The sequence below is a fragment of the Polynucleobacter sinensis genome, from assembly GCF_001595985.1.
GTDB classification, from domain to species: domain Bacteria; phylum Pseudomonadota; class Gammaproteobacteria; order Burkholderiales; family Burkholderiaceae; genus Polynucleobacter; species Polynucleobacter sinensis.
This window is the reverse complement of the sequence record NZ_LOJJ01000001.1, coordinates 315,176-334,307: the sequence shown is the minus strand read 5'-3', so window position 1 is coordinate 334,307 and position 19,132 is coordinate 315,176. Positions and strand designations below refer to the sequence as shown.

At 44.2% G+C, this 19,132-nt stretch carries 19 protein-coding genes and 1 tRNA gene; 10 read left to right on the top strand and 10 right to left on the bottom strand.

The window, feature by feature from the left end:
- Window positions 1-2: 2 nt before the first annotated feature.
- Genes AOB49_RS01870 through AOB49_RS01855 form a run of 4 tightly spaced genes read left to right on the top strand, consistent with a single transcriptional unit; the run spans window position 3 to window position 4,534 of the window.
- Complete coding sequence (locus AOB49_RS01870; RefSeq protein WP_062307204.1) at window positions 3-1,277, top strand: FAD-dependent monooxygenase; 1,275 nt, start codon at window positions 3-5, stop codon at window positions 1,275-1,277.
- The gene (locus AOB49_RS01865) at window positions 1,270-1,986 is read left to right on the top strand and encodes a DsbC family protein (protein ID WP_062307338.1); all 717 of its coding nucleotides are present in this window, start codon (window positions 1,270-1,272) and stop codon (window positions 1,984-1,986) included. Before AOB49_RS01870 ends, AOB49_RS01865 begins: the two co-directional genes overlap by 8 nt.
- Before the next feature lie 5 nt (window positions 1,987-1,991).
- Window positions 1,992-3,776 (top strand): M61 family metallopeptidase, encoded by a 1,785-nt coding sequence (locus AOB49_RS01860; RefSeq protein ID WP_062307202.1) that lies wholly within the window; start codon window positions 1,992-1,994, stop codon window positions 3,774-3,776.
- The gene (locus tag AOB49_RS01855; RefSeq protein ID WP_062307199.1) at window positions 3,776-4,534 is read left to right on the top strand and encodes a uracil-DNA glycosylase; all 759 of its coding nucleotides are present in this window, start codon (window positions 3,776-3,778) and stop codon (window positions 4,532-4,534) included. The genes AOB49_RS01860 and AOB49_RS01855 overlap by 1 nt, the downstream gene beginning before the upstream one ends.
- Before the next feature lie 12 nt (window positions 4,535-4,546).
- Here the strand turns inward: AOB49_RS01855 and AOB49_RS01850 are convergent, their stop codons facing one another.
- The gene (locus AOB49_RS01850) at window positions 4,547-4,849 is read right to left on the bottom strand and encodes a hypothetical protein (protein ID WP_245640582.1); all 303 of its coding nucleotides are present in this window, start codon (window positions 4,847-4,849) and stop codon (window positions 4,547-4,549) included.
- A 1-nt stretch (window position 4,850) separates the two neighbouring features.
- Here AOB49_RS01850 and hemA point away from each other — a divergent pair, with 1 nt between their 5' ends.
- The 6 genes from hemA (at window position 4,851) to AOB49_RS01820 (ending at window position 11,192) form a co-directional block, all read left to right on the top strand.
- Window positions 4,851-6,167, top strand: a complete 1,317-nt coding sequence (hemA, locus tag AOB49_RS01845) for a glutamyl-tRNA reductase (RefSeq protein WP_062307197.1) — start codon at window positions 4,851-4,853, stop codon at window positions 6,165-6,167.
- Complete coding sequence (prfA, locus tag AOB49_RS01840) at window positions 6,168-7,247, top strand: peptide chain release factor 1 (protein ID WP_062307195.1); 1,080 nt, start codon at window positions 6,168-6,170, stop codon at window positions 7,245-7,247.
- Between the two features lie 12 nt (window positions 7,248-7,259).
- On the top strand, window positions 7,260-8,108 hold the full coding sequence (prmC, locus tag AOB49_RS01835; protein WP_062307193.1) for a peptide chain release factor N(5)-glutamine methyltransferase: 849 nt from the start codon (window positions 7,260-7,262) through the stop codon (window positions 8,106-8,108).
- A gap of 104 nt (window positions 8,109-8,212) precedes the next feature.
- A complete protein-coding gene (gene grxD / locus AOB49_RS01830) occupies window positions 8,213-8,521 on the top strand; it encodes a Grx4 family monothiol glutaredoxin (RefSeq protein WP_062307190.1) in 309 nt (102 codons plus the stop codon).
- Between the two features lie 49 nt (window positions 8,522-8,570).
- On the top strand, window positions 8,571-9,845 hold the full coding sequence (rmuC, locus tag AOB49_RS01825) for a DNA recombination protein RmuC (RefSeq protein WP_062307187.1): 1,275 nt from the start codon (window positions 8,571-8,573) through the stop codon (window positions 9,843-9,845).
- A gap of 3 nt (window positions 9,846-9,848) precedes the next feature.
- On the top strand, window positions 9,849-11,192 hold the full coding sequence (locus AOB49_RS01820; protein WP_062307184.1) for an MFS transporter: 1,344 nt from the start codon (window positions 9,849-9,851) through the stop codon (window positions 11,190-11,192).
- Between the two features lie 6 nt (window positions 11,193-11,198).
- On the opposite strand, the gene AOB49_RS01815 is transcribed toward AOB49_RS01820, so the two are convergent.
- The 9 genes from AOB49_RS01815 to AOB49_RS01775 all read right to left on the bottom strand — a co-directional run bounded on the left by AOB49_RS01815 (window position 11,199) and on the right by AOB49_RS01775 (window position 19,126).
- A complete protein-coding gene (locus tag AOB49_RS01815) occupies window positions 11,199-11,864 on the bottom strand; it encodes a hypothetical protein (RefSeq protein WP_062307181.1) in 666 nt (221 codons plus the stop codon).
- Between the two features lie 42 nt (window positions 11,865-11,906).
- Window positions 11,907-12,581, bottom strand: a complete 675-nt coding sequence (locus AOB49_RS01810) for a glycosyltransferase family 25 protein (protein WP_062307180.1) — start codon at window positions 12,579-12,581, stop codon at window positions 11,907-11,909.
- Window positions 12,582-12,736: 155 nt separating this feature from the next.
- Window positions 12,737-13,840, bottom strand: coding sequence for a glycosyltransferase family 4 protein (locus AOB49_RS01805; protein ID WP_216634592.1), 1,104 nt, complete (start codon window positions 13,838-13,840; stop codon window positions 12,737-12,739).
- Between the two features lie 46 nt (window positions 13,841-13,886).
- Window positions 13,887-15,530, bottom strand: a complete 1,644-nt coding sequence (locus AOB49_RS01800; protein WP_172793381.1) for an exostosin domain-containing protein — start codon at window positions 15,528-15,530, stop codon at window positions 13,887-13,889.
- A gap of 163 nt (window positions 15,531-15,693) precedes the next feature.
- Window positions 15,694-15,769: transfer RNA gene (locus AOB49_RS01795), tRNA-Thr, on the bottom strand.
- An 18-nt stretch (window positions 15,770-15,787) separates the two neighbouring features.
- Complete coding sequence (locus tag AOB49_RS01790) at window positions 15,788-16,189, bottom strand: ClpXP protease specificity-enhancing factor (RefSeq protein WP_062307172.1); 402 nt, start codon at window positions 16,187-16,189, stop codon at window positions 15,788-15,790.
- Window positions 16,190-16,219: 30 nt separating this feature from the next.
- Entirely contained in the window at window positions 16,220-16,831 is a 612-nt protein-coding gene (locus AOB49_RS01785) for a glutathione S-transferase N-terminal domain-containing protein (RefSeq protein WP_062307169.1), read from the bottom strand.
- A 79-nt stretch (window positions 16,832-16,910) separates the two neighbouring features.
- A complete protein-coding gene (locus AOB49_RS01780; protein ID WP_062307166.1) occupies window positions 16,911-17,684 on the bottom strand; it encodes a cytochrome c1 in 774 nt (257 codons plus the stop codon).
- A 41-nt stretch (window positions 17,685-17,725) separates the two neighbouring features.
- On the bottom strand, window positions 17,726-19,126 hold the full coding sequence (locus tag AOB49_RS01775; protein WP_062307164.1) for a cytochrome b: 1,401 nt from the start codon (window positions 19,124-19,126) through the stop codon (window positions 17,726-17,728).
- Between the last annotated feature and the right edge of the window lie 6 nt (window positions 19,127-19,132).

The following is a 19,132-nucleotide window of genomic DNA, read 5'->3' as shown; positions in this document are numbered from 1 at the left end:
ATATGTCGAAAGCCCATCAAAACCCCCTTGGCAAATTGCCCAAAAATTCAACCCAAAACCGCTCGGTTGACATTGCGGTAGTGGGTGGAGGCATCACAGGCAAGGCTTGTGCACTGGGTCTAGCTCAAATGGGGCTGCAAACGGTCCAAATAGCGCCTGATCTCGATGAAGTGGTACCAGTACCCCAAGGCCCTGAATGGGGTCAACGCATTTATGCCCTCTCTCCGAGTACCCAGAAGTTACTTTCCCACCTTCAGGTATGGGACGCCTTAGACCACAGCCGAATACAAACGGTTCGAGATATGCGGATATTCGGTGATCGCGGAGGAAAAGAGAATGAATTGCATCTTTCTGCCTTTGAGGCAGGCACATCTGAACTTGCTTGGATCGGAGAATCGAATGCGATCGAACACACGCTCGATCAAGCCTCACGCTTTCAAAATAAGTTAGAGCGCATCACTGACGTTGTTGAGCGTATTGAGATGAATTCAGACGGAGGAACACTTCATCTGAAAAATAGTGTGCCAGTACATGCGCAACTCATTATCGCTGCCGATGGTGCCAACTCGCCCACTAGGGCGATATTAGGAATTTCGATTAGCGAAGAAAGTTATGAGCAAAACGCGGTGGTAGCTAATTGGATTTGTACGCGCCCCCATCTAGAAACTGCCTATCAGTGGTTCTTACCAGGCGGGGATATTATTGCGATGCTCCCCCTACCTAATCAACAGGTTTCGATGGTATGGTCAACCTCAGCCGATAATTCAGCAGAGCTATTGATGCTGGATCATGAGGCATGGTCCAAAAAATTAGCCGCGATTGCGAATGGTGCGATCATTACTCAATTAGGAACGCTTACACTGCACTCCAAGCCTGCCGCATTTCCCTTGAGAAAAATTCGAGCAAATCGCTTTATTGGTCCAGCAGAAAACCCCAAAGCCTTACTTATCGGTGATGCCGCTCATGTGATGCATCCTTTAGCAGGGCAAGGATTGAATTTGGGTTTACGAGACGTTGCAACGCTGCTCACTATTCTCAGCAAGCGTGAATCCTTTCGACTGCCAAACAACAAAGTCTTATTGCGTCGCTACGAACGGCAACGTCAAGGCGACACTAGCGCACTTCTTTGGGTAACAGACAAACTCAAAAAACTGTTTTCAGCAGACAGCGCAACCGAAAGACAATTGCGCAACTGGGGGTTGGGCATTGTAAATCGCAGTCACTTTATTAAACGGCGCTTGATTGAGCGCGCCCTTGGAGATATTGATTTTGAATAAATTATTTTTTTCTGTCGCACTCATTTTCACATTCATTCTCTCTGCAAATAATTCCTATGCGCAATCTGAGCAACAAATTAAATCCGAGTTACAGAAGAAGATTGGGGCGAACACCAAAATCAAAAGTGTTACTGCGTCACCAATCGCAGGCGTATATGAGGTACTGGTTGGCAATGAAGTGTTTTATACGGATGCAAATAGTAGGTATTTAATTCAGGGTGAAATCATTGAGCTTGCTAGCGGTAAAAATATCACCGAGCAAAGGCAAGCAGACTTAAATCGCATCAAATGGTCTGAACTCAACCCGTCCAATGCGCTTAAATTGGTACGTGGCAATGGCAGCAGACAGATTGCGATCTTTTCAGATCCTAATTGCGGTTACTGCAAACGCCTTGAGAAGTCGCTTCAACAGCTCGATAACATTACGATCTATACATACCTCATACCAATCCTCTCCCCAGACTCCGCACAGAAATCCAAACAAATTTGGTGCTCAACAGATCCGCAGAAAACCTATATCGATTGGATGATTAATGGAATCCCTCCCAGTGGAAAAAGTGATTGCTCAACGCCGCTAGATAAAAACCTCGCTTTTGCAAAAACATATGGCATTACTGGAACACCTACCATTTTCTTTACTGATGGCAGCCGCTTTCCTGGTGCTGTACAAGTGAGCGATATTGAAAAGAAATTAGCAAGCCTAAAATAAATATCATGAGCGAATTAGATACTTTGAGCTTTCCCGCCATTCAATACACCATCTGGGCAGCAGATCTTCATGGTCATCGCTTTCATGTGAAATTGCGTATTCAAGACCCGGCACTAAATGGTCAAGTTTTGCAAATGCCTGCATGGATTCCAGGAAGCTATTTAATTCGAGATTTCAGCAAACAAATTGAAACAATTAGCGCGTACGCAATTGAAAATCCCAACCACAGTCTAGAGCTTGAGCGAATTAATAATGATCAATGGCGCCTACCGAATGTTTCTGGCCCAGTAGAGATTTTGACTACAGTTTATGCATTTGACTCTTCAGTGCGTGCGTCATACCTTGATACTGAACGAGCATTTATTAACGCAAGCAGCCTTTGTTTTTCAGTTAAAGGTCAAGAGTTATCGCCATGCGCTCTCATACTCGTTCCACCAAAGGATACTTCAGCAGTAGACTGGACCGTACAAACAAGTCTTAGAGCAGTCAAAACGGATGATCAAGGCTACGGTTTTTATTTGGCTAAAAATTATGATGATTTAATCGATCACCCAATTGCTCTGGGAGAATTTCAGATTGCTCATTGGCAGTCTAATGGTGTGCCACATACGATGGCGATTCAAGGCTGCGTTCATGAAATCGATCTCGAACGAATCGCCAAAGATTTGCAGGCTATTTGTACGAGCACTATTAATCTTTTTGAACCCAAAACAAAGCAGGCTCCATTTGGGCAATACTTATTCTTGGTCAATGCGGTACTTGCAGGCTACGGAGGTCTTGAGCATCGCGATAGTACAGCACTGCTTTGTAGGCGTGATCAGATCCCACAAATTCATACCCCTTTAGATGAAGCATCTTATCGAGAGTTTCTTGGGCTATGCAGTCATGAATACTTTCATGCCTGGCTAGTAAAGCGTATTCAACCAGCAGCATTTCAACCCTATCAATTAGATCGCAGAAATCATACCCGCCTGCTTTGGCTATTCGAGGGATTTACCAGCTACTACGATGACTTGCAGTTATTCCGCAGCAAGCGGATCGACCTCAAGACCTATTTAAAGCTGGTCGCCAATAATTGGAATGGTATTCTGCGCGGACCAGGCCGACTCAAGCAGAGCTTGGCAGATAGCTCATTTGATGCTTGGACTAAGTATTACCAAGCTGATGAAAATACGCCAAATGCAGTTGTCAGCTATTACGGGAAGGGCGCCTTACTTGCGCTTGGATTGGATTTAAAAATCCGCCACTTCACACGCGAGCAACAGTCCTTAGATGATCTCATGCGCCTCATTTGGCAAGAACATGGTGTGACTTTAAGTGGCTTAGCCGAAGACGGCCTAGATCATTTAATTCTCAAGTTATTAGGCAAAGGATTTACAAACACTTGGAATGAATTTAAAGAAAAATTTATCGAGGGTTGTGAAGATCTTCAATTGCAAAAATGGTTCAACCCTAATTTCATTTCCATCAAAATAAAAACTCAATCCAAACTTGAGAAAATCAAACTCCAACTGGGATTGCGCCATATAGAAGCAAGTGGCTGGCTCAAGGTAACGCATGTATTGGATGGAGGCGCTGCACAATTAGCAGGAATCGCTCCTGGGGATTTGCTTGCCAGTATTAATGGGGAACGGATTACTGCGGCGCGCTGGGATAAGGTGCTATCTAGCCTCAACAATGAACAAGTCATTAGTATTTGCTTTTATCGGGATGACTTGCAGCACGAGTGCATGACCATCCTCAAGAATGAGCAAATTCCAGCGCAATATGAATTAACGCCCGCTGACTAATGCAATCCTTTTCTGCGGCCGATATTCCAGAGGACTGGCGCACCCTGCTTGGGGACTACTTTGAGTCCGCTGATTGGCAAGAGCTCCAAACTAATTTAAGAACGGAGCTTAATCAAAATGCAACGCTGATTCGGCCTGAACCAGCAAACTTTTTCAAAGCCTTATCGCTGACCCCCTTAAGCAAGGTCAAAGTAGTCATCTTGGGTCAGGATCCCTATCATTCACCAGGACTCGCTCAGGGTTTAGCCTTTTCAATTCCAGCCAATATTCCCACAAATTCAAGAGCGTTTCCCAGCTCATTACGAAATATCAGCAAAGCACTGGCGCTTGAAGGCTTTGGAGCCCTATCTCATGGAGATTTGCACTGCTGGGCGAGCCAAGGCGTACTTTTGCTCAATACCGCACTGAGCGTCAAATTAGGTGAAGCGGGAAGCCACACAAACCTAGGCTGGAAAGCACTCATCGATAGATTAATTAGCGCCTTGGCCCAACAAAAACCAGGGCTCGTATGGATGCTCTGGGGCGGTCACGCCCAGTCCAAATTACCCCTCATTGAGCTGGGCTCAGACCAATTGATTTTGAAATCCTCCCATCCATCTGGACTGGGGGTTTACAAAACCAATCAACCCTTCCTACAACCAGGTGGCCAAGTTAGTTGTGGGCATTTCACCAGGGCAAACGCCTGGCTACGTTCCCACGGGATGGCTCCCATTGTATGGGTGAAAGAAGCCGGTGATAACCCGAATTCAAGGGCTTAGAACGGTTTTTGACTACTTTTGGGGGATTGCCCGATAAAATCCCCCAGCCACACTCGATGCCACCATGGCGCTTAACCACTCAAGCATCTGACCAGGCTGAAAATATCCCATAAATTGCCCTAAATACGAACTGGTTAACGCAGCAAGAAAGCCTAGCAAGACAACCTTAAGCAGTTTTTGAACTCCGGGTTTGCTAACCCTAACGCCCGGATAAAGACTCCAAGCAAAAAGCCCCGATAAACCTCCTAGCACCAGAAAAGCCAAAAACCCCATCGCCACCCCCATTAATGCCGCCATCAAATCTATAATCACCATTATGAAGTTGTTGACACTCGGCATCAATCACCACACGGCACCTGTCGCCATTCGGGAAAAGGTCGCCTTTGAGCCGGAGTTCCTTCAAGAGGCATTGCATGACCTTCGACAACATCTCGTTGGAGCCAACCAGGCTGGCTTGCCAGAGGCAACGATTTTATCTACCTGCAATCGAACTGAAGTCTATTGTGCGGCAAATGATGCGGATGCAGCGAGCCTTCTACACGAAGCGACTTTTGACTGGCTCGCAAAAACCCAACGGCTTGCGCCTAGCAGCTTAGAGCCGCACATATATTCGCTCCCACAATCAGATGCAGTGCGTCACGCATTTAGAGTCGCCTGCGGACTAGACTCCATGGTGATTGGCGAAACTCAAATTTTGGGCCAAATGAAAGATGCCGTTCGTACTGCAAATAATGCAGGCGTATTAGGCACTTACCTAAACCAACTCTTTCAAAAAACGTTTGCTGTTGCGAAAGAGGTACGTGGTTCTACTGAAATTGGTGCTCACTCAATCTCTATGGCAGCGGCTGCAGTGCGATTAGCCGAACGCATTTTCGAAACAATTGCCGATCAACGTGTACTGTTTATCGGTGCCGGAGAGATGATCACCTTATGCGCGACCCATTTTGTGGCACGCAAACCAAAGACTGTCGCCATCGCCAATCGGACAATCGAACGCGGGCAAGAATTGGCAGATTCAATTTCTGCACAGGATATTGAAGCGGAATCATTCAAGCTTTCAGAACTTCCAAATCGGTTGCATGAATTCGACATCATTGTTTCAAGCACTGCATCCTCCCTTCCCATCATTGGATTGGGTATGGTGGAGAGCGCACTAAAGCAGCGCCGTCACAAACCTATGGTGATGATTGACTTAGCGGTACCGAGAGATTTTGAACCTGAAATTGCTCGCTTAAATGACGTCTATCTTTATACGGTGGATGACTTAGGTGTAATGATTCAAACTGGCGCATCTCTACGACAAGCAGCAGTTAGCCAGGCAGAAGCGATTATTGAAGACCGCGTAGGCAACTTTATGCATTGGATGCAAGGCCGAAAGACGGTTCCACTCATCCAAGATATTCAGCAACAAGGTGAACACCTGAGACAACTTGAGCTCGATCGCGCCATGAAACGATTAATGCGTGGTGATGATCCCCAAGAAGTTCTCAATGCAATGGCACAAGGCTTAACCAATAAGTTTTTACATGGGTCTTTGCATGCCCTACAACATTCCAACGGTGCTGAGCGTGACGCCCTGATCAAGCTGCTGCCTAAATTATTCACCTCGCACTCCAAATCAGAAGATCATTAGATGAAGCCCAGCATGCGGGCTAAGCTAGAACACCTTGATACACGCTTAGCCGAACTTAATTCCCTATTAACTACCGAAGAGTCTACAAAAGACATGGACAACTATCGGAAGCTCACACGTGAGCATTCCGATATTGCAACCGTAGTTGAGCAATTTGGTCTATACAAGCAGGCCGAAGCAGATTCGCAAGCTGCCGAAGATATGCGCAAAGATCCCGAAATGAAGGACTTTGCCGATGAGGAACAAAAGCGGGCGCAAGCCACTATGGAAGAGCTTGAGAGTACTCTCCAAAAGCTTCTACTGCCTAAAGATGCGAATGATGAACGCAATGTGTTCTTGGAAATTCGCGCTGGCACCGGGGGTGATGAAAGCGCACTCTTTGCAGGCGACCTCCTCAGAATGTATACCCGCTTTGCCGAACGTCAAGGCTGGAAAGTGGAAGTGGTGAATGCCGCAGAATCCGATCTAGGTGGATACAAAGAGGTTGTTTTACGTCTTGTTGGGCAGTCGGTGTACTCGCGCTTAAAGTTTGAGTCAGGCGGTCATCGCGTTCAGCGTGTCCCGCAAACCGAAACTCAAGGAAGAATCCATACATCAGCATGTACTGTGGCTGTGATGCCTGAGGCAGATGAGCTTGAGGCAGTCAAAATTAATCCTGCAGAGTTGCGTATAGATACCTTTCGCGCATCAGGAGCGGGCGGCCAACATATCAATAAAACAGATTCTGCGGTTCGCATCACTCACCTCCCCACCGGCACTGTAGTTGAGTGTCAGGATGATCGAAGCCAACATCGCAACCGTGAACAAGCAATGAAAGTTCTTGTCTCGCGGATCATGGATGCACGCGAACGTGAAAAACACCAGCTTGAAGCGCAAACCAGAAAATCTTTAATTGGTTCTGGAGATCGTAGTGACAGGATTCGGACCTACAACTTTCCTCAAGGTCGCATTACCGACCACCGCATCAACCTCACGCTTTACAAAATTGATGCCATGATGGATGGCGACTTGGATGATCTGTGTAATGCGCTTGCCTCAGAGCATCAGGCAGAGCTCCTTGCAGCACTTGGTGATAATTAATTTCGCCAGAGAATGAGTGCTAGCCAGTCTTTACGCGCCCTAATAAATAACTGCGCCCTACCAGCGAGCGAAGCGCGCATACTGCTGGCTCACTTACTCGATAAATACTATCAACTTCCTCGCTCAGCCCTTCTGTCTCGGGATGATATGAGCCTAAATGAATTGGCCTTCCAAGAATGGGAAAGCTTGGTATCCAGAAGAATTCTTGGGGAGCCCATCGCCTATCTCTTGGGCAAGAAGGGGTTTCATGCCATTGAACTACTAGTCGCACCAGGAGTATTAATTCCCCGCCCCGAAACTGAGCTATTGGTAGATATTGCTCTAGCTGAAATTGCCAAACATAACAGGCCCACAAAGGTGTTAGATCTAGGCACTGGTTCTGGCGCCATTGCGCTTGCCATTGCAAACGCAAGCCCACTAGCGTCAGTTTGCGCAAGCGACCAGTCGGCCCAGGCCCTGGTTATTGCTAAACAGAATGCACAATCTCTGAAGCTGGGCAGCCAAGTTGAATTTACGCAAGGCAGCTGGTATGAGGCAATAGATCAGGAAGATCAGTTTGATGTGATTGTCAGCAATCCACCCTATATAGCAAATCAGGATGCCCATCTCACCCAGGGCGATCTTCGGTTTGAGCCCCAGTCAGCCCTCACCGACTTTGGTAGCGGCCTAGGCTGCTTAGAGAGCATCATTTCTGGATCAAATCAGCACCTTAAACCTGGCGGTCTGATTGCGGTAGAGCATGGCTTTGATCAGTCCAAGGCCGTTGTTGGGCTCATGCAAGCGGCCGATTTACGAGATATACAAACACACCTCGATTTAGCGGGTCACCATCGGGTTGTGTCGGGGCGAAAAAGATCTTAAATCCCAGCATAGGAATTAACCCTTTTCTCCGGATAGCTTTAAAATTAGCTACATCATCAGTTGCTCATCAACAGTGCTTTATAGAATATATTCAGGAAAAAATTATGGATACCCAAGCAAAAATTCAAGAAATCGTTTCTAGCCATCCCGTTGTATTGTTTATGAAGGGCAATGCGCAATTTCCACAGTGCGGATTCTCTGGAAACGCTATCAACATTTTGCGCGCTAGCGGCGTTGAAAATCTCCATACCGTAAACGTATTAGAGGATGAGGCTATTCGCCAAGGCATCAAAGAGTTTGCCAATTGGCCAACGATTCCACAGCTTTATATCAATGGTGAATTTATTGGTGGCTCAGACATCATGACTGAGATGTTTCAAAGTGGTGAACTGCAAAAATTAGTAAAAGCCTAAGCATTTACTTCATTAGCATTTACTTCATTAGCATTTACCACGCTCACTTGTGACTTTTGACTTAAGCACCCTTCTACTATTTGGCCTGCCATTTGCTTTATGTGCAGGCCTTTTGGTTTATGCGCTTAACTTACGCTCTTCATTAACTCGCTTAGAGGAGCAAAGCCTAACTGATGCTGCTTTAGCCGTCAGTCTTCGCAATGAACGCGATCAAGCATTACAAAATGCGATCCGTCTTGAAGCGGAATTAGATTCTGAACGTAAACAAGGTCTTGGCAGAATTGAGTCTCTTAATGAGGCCAAAGAGGCATTAACCAATCAGTTTAAGAACTTAGCCAATGAAATCTTGGAAGATAAATCCAAACGCTTCACAGAGCAAAATGTCGCCAATCTAGATGCCCTACTTAAACCTCTTCAAACAAAGTTGGCAGAATTTAAAGAGCAGGTCAACACCTCTTATGGCAACGAAGCGCGAGAACGATTTGCTCTCAAAAATGAAATCGAGCGACTTGCCAACCTCAATTTACGGATGTCAGATGAAACACGCTCCCTTACTCAAGCACTAAAGGGAGATTCGAAGGTTCAGGGCAACTGGGGTGAGTTAGTGCTCGAATCCATTCTAGAGTCTTCGGGTCTACGCAAAGGTGAAGAGTATCTGGTACAAGATAGCCACACTCAGGCAGATGGATCACGCCTACAACCTGACGTAGTAGTCAAGCTACCAGAAGGAAGAAGCTTGGTGGTCGATAGTAAAGCATCAATTACTGCCTACTCACGCCATGCCGACGCTTCCGATCCAGCAGTTGCTGAACAAGAATTAGCAGCGCATATTCAGTCTTTGCGTCAGCATATACAGGGGCTCTCTGGCAAGAACTATAGCTCTCTATATGGCATTGGCTCTGTAGACTTTGTGCTGATGTTTGTTCCAATTGAGCCAGCCTTTCTATTGGCGCTCAAGACCGCCCCTAATCTTTACCAAGAGGCGTTAGCAAAAAATATTGTCCTAGTCTGTCCAAGCACCTTGATGGCCACACTTCGAACCGTTGCTCACTTGTGGAGGCAAGATCACCAGAATCGCAATGCCCTAGAAATCGCCAAACAATGTGGCACTCTTTATGACAAATTTGTTGGTTTTGTAGACGACCTTGAAAAATTAGGTCAACGCTTAGATCAAGCCCAAACCAGCTACCACGATGCTTTTAATAAACTCAAGTCTGGTAAAGGTAACCTCATTCGTACAGCCGAGAGAGTTCGCGAACTTGGCGTTAAACCCAGCAAAAATCTATCTGCACCACTGATTGAATCATCAACAGACTCAGAATAAAAATTGACTGCTATTAGCGCATCAGATAGCCAAACCTCATCACATTCTTATAGAAAAGTGGCTATTGCAGCCTGCTTTGGAACTTTTTTAGAGTGGTATGACTTTCTAACCTTTGCCACCTTAGCAGTGGTATTTGGCCCTCTATTCTTCCCCTCAAACGACCCTAGCGCAGGCTTATTAGCTAGTCTTGCCACCTTCGGTGTTGGCATGGTCGTGCGCCCTATCGGCGCAGCCATTTTTGGAAGCATAGGTGACCGCATTGGGCGTCGCCCCGTATTCATGATCACCATCACCTTAATGGGATTTGCCACAGTCTGCGTAGGCTTCTTACCAACTTACTCTCATATCGGGATTTGGGCACCCATTCTTTTGGTTGGCCTAAGACTTCTTCAAGGCCTCTCGGCAGGAGGAGAAATTGGGGGTAGCGCAGTTTATCTCACTGAACATGCTGGCGACTCCAATCGAGGATTCAAAACCAGTTTTCTACAATTAATGGGGCCACTCGGGATTTTAGTATCGACCCTACAAATCGCCCTTCTTCAACACTACCTCACCCAAGATGAATTTCTTTCCTGGGGCTGGCGGGTACCATTTTGGGTTTCTCTCATCCTACTATTGGTCGCATTCAAAGCTCGAATGGCTCTAGAAGAAACGCCCATCTATTTACAGCTTAGCAAGACTGAAGCTCGATCAAAAAACCCACTACGAGATAACCTTAAAGATCCTGAAACTAGGAAGAGAATGTTTCTGTTATTTTTCTGCATCTCTGCTGGTGGTGCGGTACTTTTTTTCTGTGTCCAAGTTTATACCTCGATCTTTCTAAAGACTTCCGTCAAGCTAGCGCCACAATTAGTAGATCAATTAAGTGTGTATGCCACGATTGCCTTATTTCCGCTAACCATCCTTTCTGGATGGCTCTCAGATAGGATAGGTAGAAAACCTGTGATCGTTAGTGGCCTTATTTTAGGAGCAGCATTTACCTTGCCAGCGTTTTATCTGCTTCAAGAAATTGGCGGAAAGGCGGACTCGGCAAGCGCGAACCAATCTATCTTTATCGTCATTATTCTGATTGGCCTATCCGCAATACTTGCGCTTGTAGTGGGCCCACAAACAGCACTTCTTGCAGAGCTATTTCCCGCCAAAACAAGAAACAGCGCTGCTACGCTTCCCCATAATCTCGCAGCCGGATGGATTGGTGGACTTCTTCCCCTTATCGTTACCTGGTTGAATCGAGAGTGGGCAAGCGATGTGGCGGGGCTTTGCTACCCCACTATCTTTTTAGCGACCTCTGGAGTTGTAGCACTTCTTTATCTTCCCGAAACTAGGAATAACTCACTTCAAAAATAGCTCAGATCACCCTTGGTGATACTGAATAATTGAATCAGGACTTGCGTAATACCGATTCATTTCCTCAAAGAATGGAGGAGGATCCGCATAATCATGCCAAACCTTAATTGGCCCAAAGAAGCTACGTTGCCACATTGGCCGAAAGTTCCAATTTAATGGAAGTACGAAAGGGTTAAATCCTGTCTTTTCAATTGCTAATGCAAATGAGCCCTGATCATTCGCCTCCATTCTTGCTCTTTCAGAGCCTTTTACTAAATCTATAGAGGAGTCAACGACCTTTACAAGACTCTTCCAACTCTCAAATACGTGGAAAGCCTTTTTTGTAAAGAAAAGAACGCCGGTGTTGTACTCGATTTCATCCCCGCTGAAGATATTCCTATATCTTTTTGCCCACGGAGCTTCACAGATACAAACCGCAAGCCCAAACTGTTCGGCTTTTTGAAAACCAAAATTTAGATTGCCCATGACTACAGTATCAATATCTAAAAATAAGGTCTCTTCAAATGGTGACATGTCCATCATTTGAGACTTGATATATAGACTGTCCTGCCGATCCATCGGAGCATCTACTTTAATAATTTCGTGAGGCAATTCTGGGTGAAATTTACGAACAGACAGTTTTAAGCGCTCAATTGGCAACTTAGTTTCATCACCCAAATAGATTGATAGCACTCCTCTGGATATGGCAACTATTTTCTCGGCTTACCAAATATATTAGCGTGATATTGAGGATTGATAATGAAATTTAGAGCCCTCTGAAATTAAATAGGGATTGAGATGCATAACGAGAGCATTTTTTATCATCAATAAGTATGCCAATTCAAAGTCTATAGGCATATCAAAATTTGTAAAATCCTCCATTATCGCCTCCACAATACTTTTTCTGAGCATATACCCAACAGCTGTATTGGTAGCTGGATGATGCTTAATGATAAAATTTTTATATCCGCCAACCGTTAGAGATACTGCATCATGGTGATAACCGCCACCTATAAAAATTGCATCAACTCTGTCCGGGACCTCTTTCAATATGCCGGATATCTCTTCAGTTAAGTCACACTCAAAAATTGCATCGTCTTCGAGCACTACGACCCAACCCTCTTTCCCATTCCTAAGATATTGTTCATAGATATAAAAATGGGAAGCAGTACAAGCTATCTCGCCAAACGTTAGTTGCCTTGGGGCAGGAGCCGGAACCCATAAATTTTTTGATTTTTTATTCCAGGATTTCTCATTAACCCCACAATATCTCTCATTTACGTAATTAGGCTGGATATTCTCAATCTCAATAAATGAAAATTTGTTGGCCCTACCCAGTCTTGAATTCAAGTAGCGCTTTCTATCGACTAGCTTATAGTTGTGAACAATATAACCTCGATAACTATTCATATGATTGCCTTTTTGAGATATAGCGGCATTAATATCTTTTTAGAATAACGCGGATGTCCCATGAAATTTATATCAAAAAATGATTAGTCAATCTTGAACACCGCATTCGCAATATTTTTAAGTTTTTTATTTGTTTTAAATTAACTTTTATGACTTTAATTTAATTCCATTTTTCTAATTAATTCGTCGCAAACAATGCCCCATGATAGATTGTTAGCAATAAACTCTCGAGCATTTTGAGGATTGATGCTGAAAGTTTTTTTATTAATCAACGCCTCTATTTGTTCCATAAGACTCTCTATGTTTGGCTCAAGATAGGATTGGCTATTTTCAGATTTTTTTTGGCTCTCGATTAACAATGCAAAAGATGGTTGAACATAATCATCTGTAGCCCCACCCTTTGTAACAATTACAGGCACGCCAGCTGCAGCAGCCTCTAACGGCGGAAGGTTAAACCCCTCAGCCCTATAGGGTGATACGTAACAATCGCAAGCGTTATACAGGCCATTTAACTGGACTAAACTCAAATTATCCTCAACAAATATAATTCCCGCCAAAATCTCCACCATCGCATTGGAGCTAGGGTCTATGTTTCTTTGACTACAGTACTGCAACAGCAAATCTTTAGCATAAAGGCCATATAAGCCACTCTGATCTTTAAGGGCCAACTTGAGCTGGGGATATTTTCCTTTCAACTGCATATATGCTGACAGCAGTATGTCTATACCTTTATTGCCAGTCATTGCACCTACAGACAGAAGCACAAAAGAGGCTTCATCCGCACCAATTAACCTTCTGAAATTTGCTCTTAAAACACCGTCAAGAGGTTTAAAGATTGATAAATCGACTCCATGAGAAACCACGATTACTTGCTTTTCATCAAATCCCGCATTCAAGAATCCAATTTTCGACCAATTTGAGGGTGTAATAATGGTGAGAGGAAGCTTATTGAATTGAAAAGACCTATCACCAGCTGGAATCATCTCGCCAGTAAGAATCTGACATTCAGACGTTCCAAAAACAAATAAGCGCCCATATTTAGGAGGCTTTAAGTTATATGGAAAACCAATTCTATAAGTAACATCCGGAATCACGCCCTTTGTTGGGCGTGGGATTGATTCAATTTTCTGCATTTCCACAGGATTGAACCCACAAAAATTTTGGGTTGAATTCCAGCTATTGCGATAAAAAGATACATCCTTATGGTATAGATTTATTGTGCGATTTTTCAGCTCTAAAAGTTGATACTGATTCACCATTGCATATGAATGATTGATGCCCCGCCACCCCTCAACCAACAGCGTCTTAGATATCATTTATTTGCCTATCAATGAACTGCAAATCCAAACTAACTCTTGAATATTTCTTATTAGTAAGAGAGATGTAAATTTTTTCTAGGTCAAGCTCTTGAAGATCATTCCAGCTATCCAGAATTAAAATCGGCATTTCAGAATACGCCATGGTCCAATCACGCCACAATATGATGGGTATGCAATCCAAATACTGAGCCTCCCAAAAACGATGCGTATCAATTCCATTCCCCCTTGGGCAAAGGCAAAACTTATGAATTGCTAGATTCTGCAAATAAGTTTGATAATTTACATCTAATTCAATAGTCGGATATTTCAACTCTTTCATGACCTGCATTGCAGCAACTCTTGAAGGGTGCGTATGAGTCGAAAAATTAACGTACAGGATCTTTTCTTTGCTTATTTTTTTTCCAGCGCTAACTATTTCTTGGATCTTTTCTACACCCCATTGTTGATTTTGAAGGCCCAGCGGTAATGGTTTTAGCTTCGTATGACTAAATTCACAATTCTGCGCATGCCAATTTTTAAGCCACGGATGGTTTAGCAACTGAAAGTCATTTATCGTGACCGAGTGATCTGAATTATGGGTCACTAAGGTAAATGGAGAGTCAATTCTTGGTGCTAGATAATACTTAAAGTATGGTATTAAATGCGTATAGAGAAAAATAGATTTTGCATTACAAACCCTCTCGATTATGTCATTTGATGGTGGAAGCAAATTTCCTTGCTGATCTTCAGCCAACTCTATCAAATCCTCAGATTGGATATTATTTCGCCCATGAAATTGAGTAATCGAAGGAGTGCCAATTGTAAGCTCACAAAGTGCTTGTATGCGCTCGCCAGTAACTACGCTTTCAGTATCCTTTGGCACTCCGTGATTGAATGGAGATATGCCAACTAAATTTTTTGAATGGGCATGCATTCCCAAGACGGGAGTAAATTCCTCATCAAAAATTAAGACCGGGCTTTTGAGGCCTTCCTGTAAGACCCATGAGAACAAAAACTCATCTAGATTAAGATCGCTACTTTCATTGATGAAAAACGTAGTGTCCGCAGAATTATTCATCCAATGAATCCCGCCAACATATTGGCCTATAGCGGCAGCATCAAATACCCCACCAAACAAGTCAATCCCACTTGAGTATTTTCCGATATCTAAATCCTTCTTCTTGGCATAAAGATAAGGCAATGTTGGCAATGGTTTCGCATTTAATTCAGGTGATTCATAGCAAAACCGACCAAGATTATGCATGTCGTCGAGATGAGAATTTTCTGAAATATATTTAGCCAATCCGTTCGCTACCTTTGAATTCTTTAACCAAACTATTCCGGGTATCGCCCTAACCCTATCCAGCGGCACAGAAAAATCAGCATATTCAGAAAAGGCCTGGAACTTATCTGTAGGATCGAAATATAGAACATAGTCATTTTCAAGGTGTACTACATTCTCGATTCTTGCGTGTGCCATGTAATCTGCCAGCACAAAGAAACGGTTCGATGCATTGAACCAAAATCCATCACGAAATACACGATCTAGACCTGAGGTTTCCCTAAATCTTCTAGAAAACTCACCCTCAGGAATACCTTCTATTGCAACAAACTCAACGTCTAAACGATTGAATTGAAAGCTTTGAATCAATCCATCAAATTCATCGCGATTTATCTCATTAGATAAAAAAACAACACGACTTTTTTTTGCAATTTTTAGAGTGTTCTCTAAAGCATCCCTAAGGTAGCTCGGCGGAGTTCCGTGCCCAGTGTGAATCAGAATAATTGTGATTTGATTCATGAAGAATTTGTGTTGGTGCCCCTTGTCCGACTCGAACAGACCACCTACTGATTACAAATCAGTTGCTCTACCAGATGAGCTAAAGGGGCAACGGTTAATATTCTAACCTATTTCACAATCGTTAAGGCAGGTCTGCTGGCCTTGGCTTGTTCAGGCCCTTCAGGGCTCTGCTCTTTGGGCTTATTAGCCCTACCAGCATCAAAGGGAAATGACATGCCCTGACCATTCTCTCGAGCATAGATAGCAAGTACATGGCTCACCGGAACCATGATTTTTCTGGGGAATCCCCCAAATCTAGCCTGAAAACTAATGCAGTCATTCTCTAAATTAAGCTGATGACATGCCTCAAGAGATAGATTAAGAACAATTTCATCGTTCTTAACAAACTCCATAGGCACCTCAACGTTTTCATCGACGAAAACAGCAATAAAGGGGGTAAAACCAAAATCCGTACACCACTGATGCAGCGCACGGATTAGGTAAGGTTTATTGCTTGGAATATCAGACATGCGGAAGAAGCCGCCTGAGTAATGAACCGCTTAGCGGCGCATTACCTTTTCTGAAGGTGTTAGCGCTTCAATGTAAGCAGGCCTACTGAAAATACGCTCGGCGTATTTCAACAAAGCAGCAGCATTACGAGAGAGATCAATACCGTAATGCTCCAAGCGCCACAATAAAGGAGCAATGGCTACATCAAGCATAGAGAACTCTTCGCCCAACATGTACTTGTTCTTTACAAAAATTGGGGCGAGCTGAGTCAAGCGATCACGAATCGCTAAACGCGCTTTTTCATGAACCTTCTCGGCAGCTTTGCCTTTTTCATTCTCTAAAGCCGCTACGTGTACGAATAACTCTTTTTCAAAATTAAAGAGGAAGAGTCTTGCGCGTGCGCGTGCCACTGGGTCTGGCGGCATCAGTTGTGGGTGCGGAAAGCGCTCATCAATATATTCATTAATGATATTTGACTCATACAAAATCAAATCGCGCTCAACCAAAATTGGTACCTGACCGTAAGGGTTCATTACCGAGATGTCTTCCGGCTTGTTAAACAAGTCCACATCACGGATCTCAAAATCCATGCCTTTTTCGAAAAGCACCAAACGGCAGCGTTGCGAGAATGGGCAGTTAGTGCCCGAGTACAACACCATCATAAATTTATTTCCTTAAATTTCTACATCAATACAACAAACGCACAAACAAATGCGACTTTAAATCCATTACAACTTTGGCTTAGTGAATATCTTTCCAGTAAGCCTTATTCAAACGCCAGGCCAGTAGAGTGAAGATTGCCAAGAAAATCAACACTACAACTCCTAGACGCTTACGCTCGAGTTGAACTGGCTCAGCCATCCAAGACATAAAGGCAACTAAGTCAGCGATATTGTCGTCGTACTCTTGCGGCTTCATAGTTCCCGGAGTCAATTGCTCGAAACCAACAAATACTTTTTCTGTCCGACTCTCATCATGTGGATCTTTGCGCTCCTCAAACTTTGCAGCACGCTCACCTTGTAACTGCCAAAGAACATGCGGCATACCTACGTTTGGATAGACCAAGTTATTCCAACCGGTTTGCGTTGCATCATCTTTGTAAAAAGTGCGGAAGTAGGTATACAACCAATCCGTTCCACGCGCACGAGCCTCAACCGATAAGTCTGGAGGATTTTTTCCAAAGAATGCCTTGCCTTCTTTTGGCGTCATTGAGATCGTCATGAGATCACCAACTTTTGCATCATTCAAAATCAAGTTGTCTTTGATTTGCTGATCGGTGAGGCCAATATCACGTAAACGGTTGTAACGCATACTCGAAGCTGCATGGCAGTTTAAGCAATAGTTCACAAATAACTTTGCACCATTTTGCAGCGATGCATTGCTACTAACGCGATCAGGTGCTTTATCTAATGGAAAGCCGCCTTCGTTAGCGTTAGCAATCAAACTAAAACCAAGGGCAGCAACCAAAACTGTAGCCTGGCAGGCGCCCATCAAAGTTTGCAGAATTCGTTTCATACTAGTTCCTAATTTCTCTTTGCCAATATCTCAGGCGTAAATTAATGGGACTTAAAAGTAACGCGTGTTGGAACTGGCTTGAAAGTACCAAGCGTGCTCCAAAACGGCATTGCCAGGAAGAAGCCCAGATAATAAATCGTGCAAATCTGAGAAATCTTTTCAAAAACTGGTGATGGCGGCTCAATTCCCAAGTAACCCAAAATCACAAAGCTAATCACAAAAACCCCATAAATATATTTATGGAATTGTGGGCGATAGCGAATCGATTTCACTGGTGAATGATCCAACCAAGGCAAGAAGAACATGATGACTACTGAGCCACCCATAATCACAACACCCCAGAATTTCGCATCAAATGCATAGAAGCCAGCAGCTAAGACAAGCGCAATCGCTGCGCATGCGCCTTTAACTTTGAGATCTTTGGATTTCAGTGCGAACATCCCCAAAATTACCGCCAAGAAAATCCATAGTGGTAATAAGAAATTGGTAGTTGTTGCACGCAACATTGAATAGAACGGCGTGAAGTACCAAACTGGGGCAATGTGCGGAGGCGTTTGCAATGGATCAGCAGGAACAAAGTTGTTTGCTTCCAAGAAGTATCCGCCCATCTCAGGAGCAAAGAAGACGATGCAAGCAAAAACCATCAAGAACACGCCTAATCCAAATACATCGTGAACGGTGTAGTAAGGATGGAATGGAATGCCATCAACGGGCTTGCCGCTAGCGTCTAAATTTTCTTTGATTTCAACACCATCTGGGTTGTTTGAGCCAACCTCATGCAAGGCAATGATGTGAGCAGCAACCAAGCCAATCAATACCAATGGAATCGCAATGACATGGAATGCGAAGAAACGATTGAGGGTGGCATCGCCTACAACATAGTCGCCACGCAACCATAATGAGAGGTCTGGACCAATGAATGGGATTGCTGAGAACAAATTAACGATTACTTGAGCACCCCAGTAAGACATTTGACCCCATGGGAGCAAGTATCCGAAGAAAGCCTCGCCCATCAGGCACAAGAAAATCGCGCAACCGAAGATCCAAATCAATTCACGTGGCTTACGATATGAACCGTAGATTAATCCACGGAACATGTGTAAATACACCACCACGAAGAACATCGAGGCACCAGTAGAGTGCAAATAGCGAATCAACCAGCCCCAAGGCACTTCGCGCATGATGTACTCAACGGACTCAAAAGCCTTGGCTGCATCAGGCTTATAGTTCATTACCAAGAAAATGCCGGTGATGATCTGCAAAGCCAATACAACGATCGCTAAAGAGCCAAAAAAGTACCAAAAATTGAGGTTTTTAGGAGCGTAATACTCGGTTAAATGGGCTTTAATCGAGGATGTCAGGGGGAAACGGGAGTCAACCCAAGCCAGAACCTTCTGGGCTACAGGAGCGTCTGCCGGAACTTCTTTTTCGTGAAATGCCATTTATCT

What these genes read in the sequence shown, in the direction of transcription:
- hemA (WP_062307197.1), top strand. Translation starts at nt 4,851, where the DNA reads ATGAAGTTGTTGACACTCGGCATCAATCACCACACGGCACCTGTCGCC.
- AOB49_RS01860 (WP_062307202.1), top strand. Translation starts at nt 1,992, where the DNA reads ATGAGCGAATTAGATACTTTGAGCTTTCCCGCCATTCAATACACCATC.
- prmC (WP_062307193.1), top strand. Translation starts at nt 7,260, where the DNA reads ATGAGTGCTAGCCAGTCTTTACGCGCCCTAATAAATAACTGCGCCCTA.
- AOB49_RS01805 (WP_216634592.1), bottom strand. Translation starts at nt 13,840, where the DNA reads ATGGTGAATCAGTATCAACTTTTAGAGCTGAAAAATCGCACAATAAAT.
- AOB49_RS01785 (WP_062307169.1), bottom strand. Translation starts at nt 16,831, where the DNA reads ATGATGGTGTTGTACTCGGGCACTAACTGCCCATTCTCGCAACGCTGC.
- grxD (WP_062307190.1), top strand. Translation starts at nt 8,213, where the DNA reads ATGGATACCCAAGCAAAAATTCAAGAAATCGTTTCTAGCCATCCCGTT.
- AOB49_RS01850 (WP_245640582.1), bottom strand. Translation starts at nt 4,849, where the DNA reads ATGGTGATTATAGATTTGATGGCGGCATTAATGGGGGTGGCGATGGGG.
- AOB49_RS01780 (WP_062307166.1), bottom strand. Translation starts at nt 17,684, where the DNA reads ATGAAACGAATTCTGCAAACTTTGATGGGCGCCTGCCAGGCTACAGTT.
- AOB49_RS01855 (WP_062307199.1), top strand. Translation starts at nt 3,776, where the DNA reads ATGCAATCCTTTTCTGCGGCCGATATTCCAGAGGACTGGCGCACCCTG.
- AOB49_RS01790 (WP_062307172.1), bottom strand. Translation starts at nt 16,189, where the DNA reads ATGTCTGATATTCCAAGCAATAAACCTTACCTAATCCGTGCGCTGCAT.
- prfA (WP_062307195.1), top strand. Translation starts at nt 6,168, where the DNA reads ATGAAGCCCAGCATGCGGGCTAAGCTAGAACACCTTGATACACGCTTA.
- AOB49_RS01810 (WP_062307180.1), bottom strand. Translation starts at nt 12,581, where the DNA reads ATGAATAGTTATCGAGGTTATATTGTTCACAACTATAAGCTAGTCGAT.
- AOB49_RS01775 (WP_062307164.1), bottom strand. Translation starts at nt 19,126, where the DNA reads ATGGCATTTCACGAAAAAGAAGTTCCGGCAGACGCTCCTGTAGCCCAG.
- AOB49_RS01870 (WP_062307204.1), top strand. Translation starts at nt 3, where the DNA reads ATGTCGAAAGCCCATCAAAACCCCCTTGGCAAATTGCCCAAAAATTCA.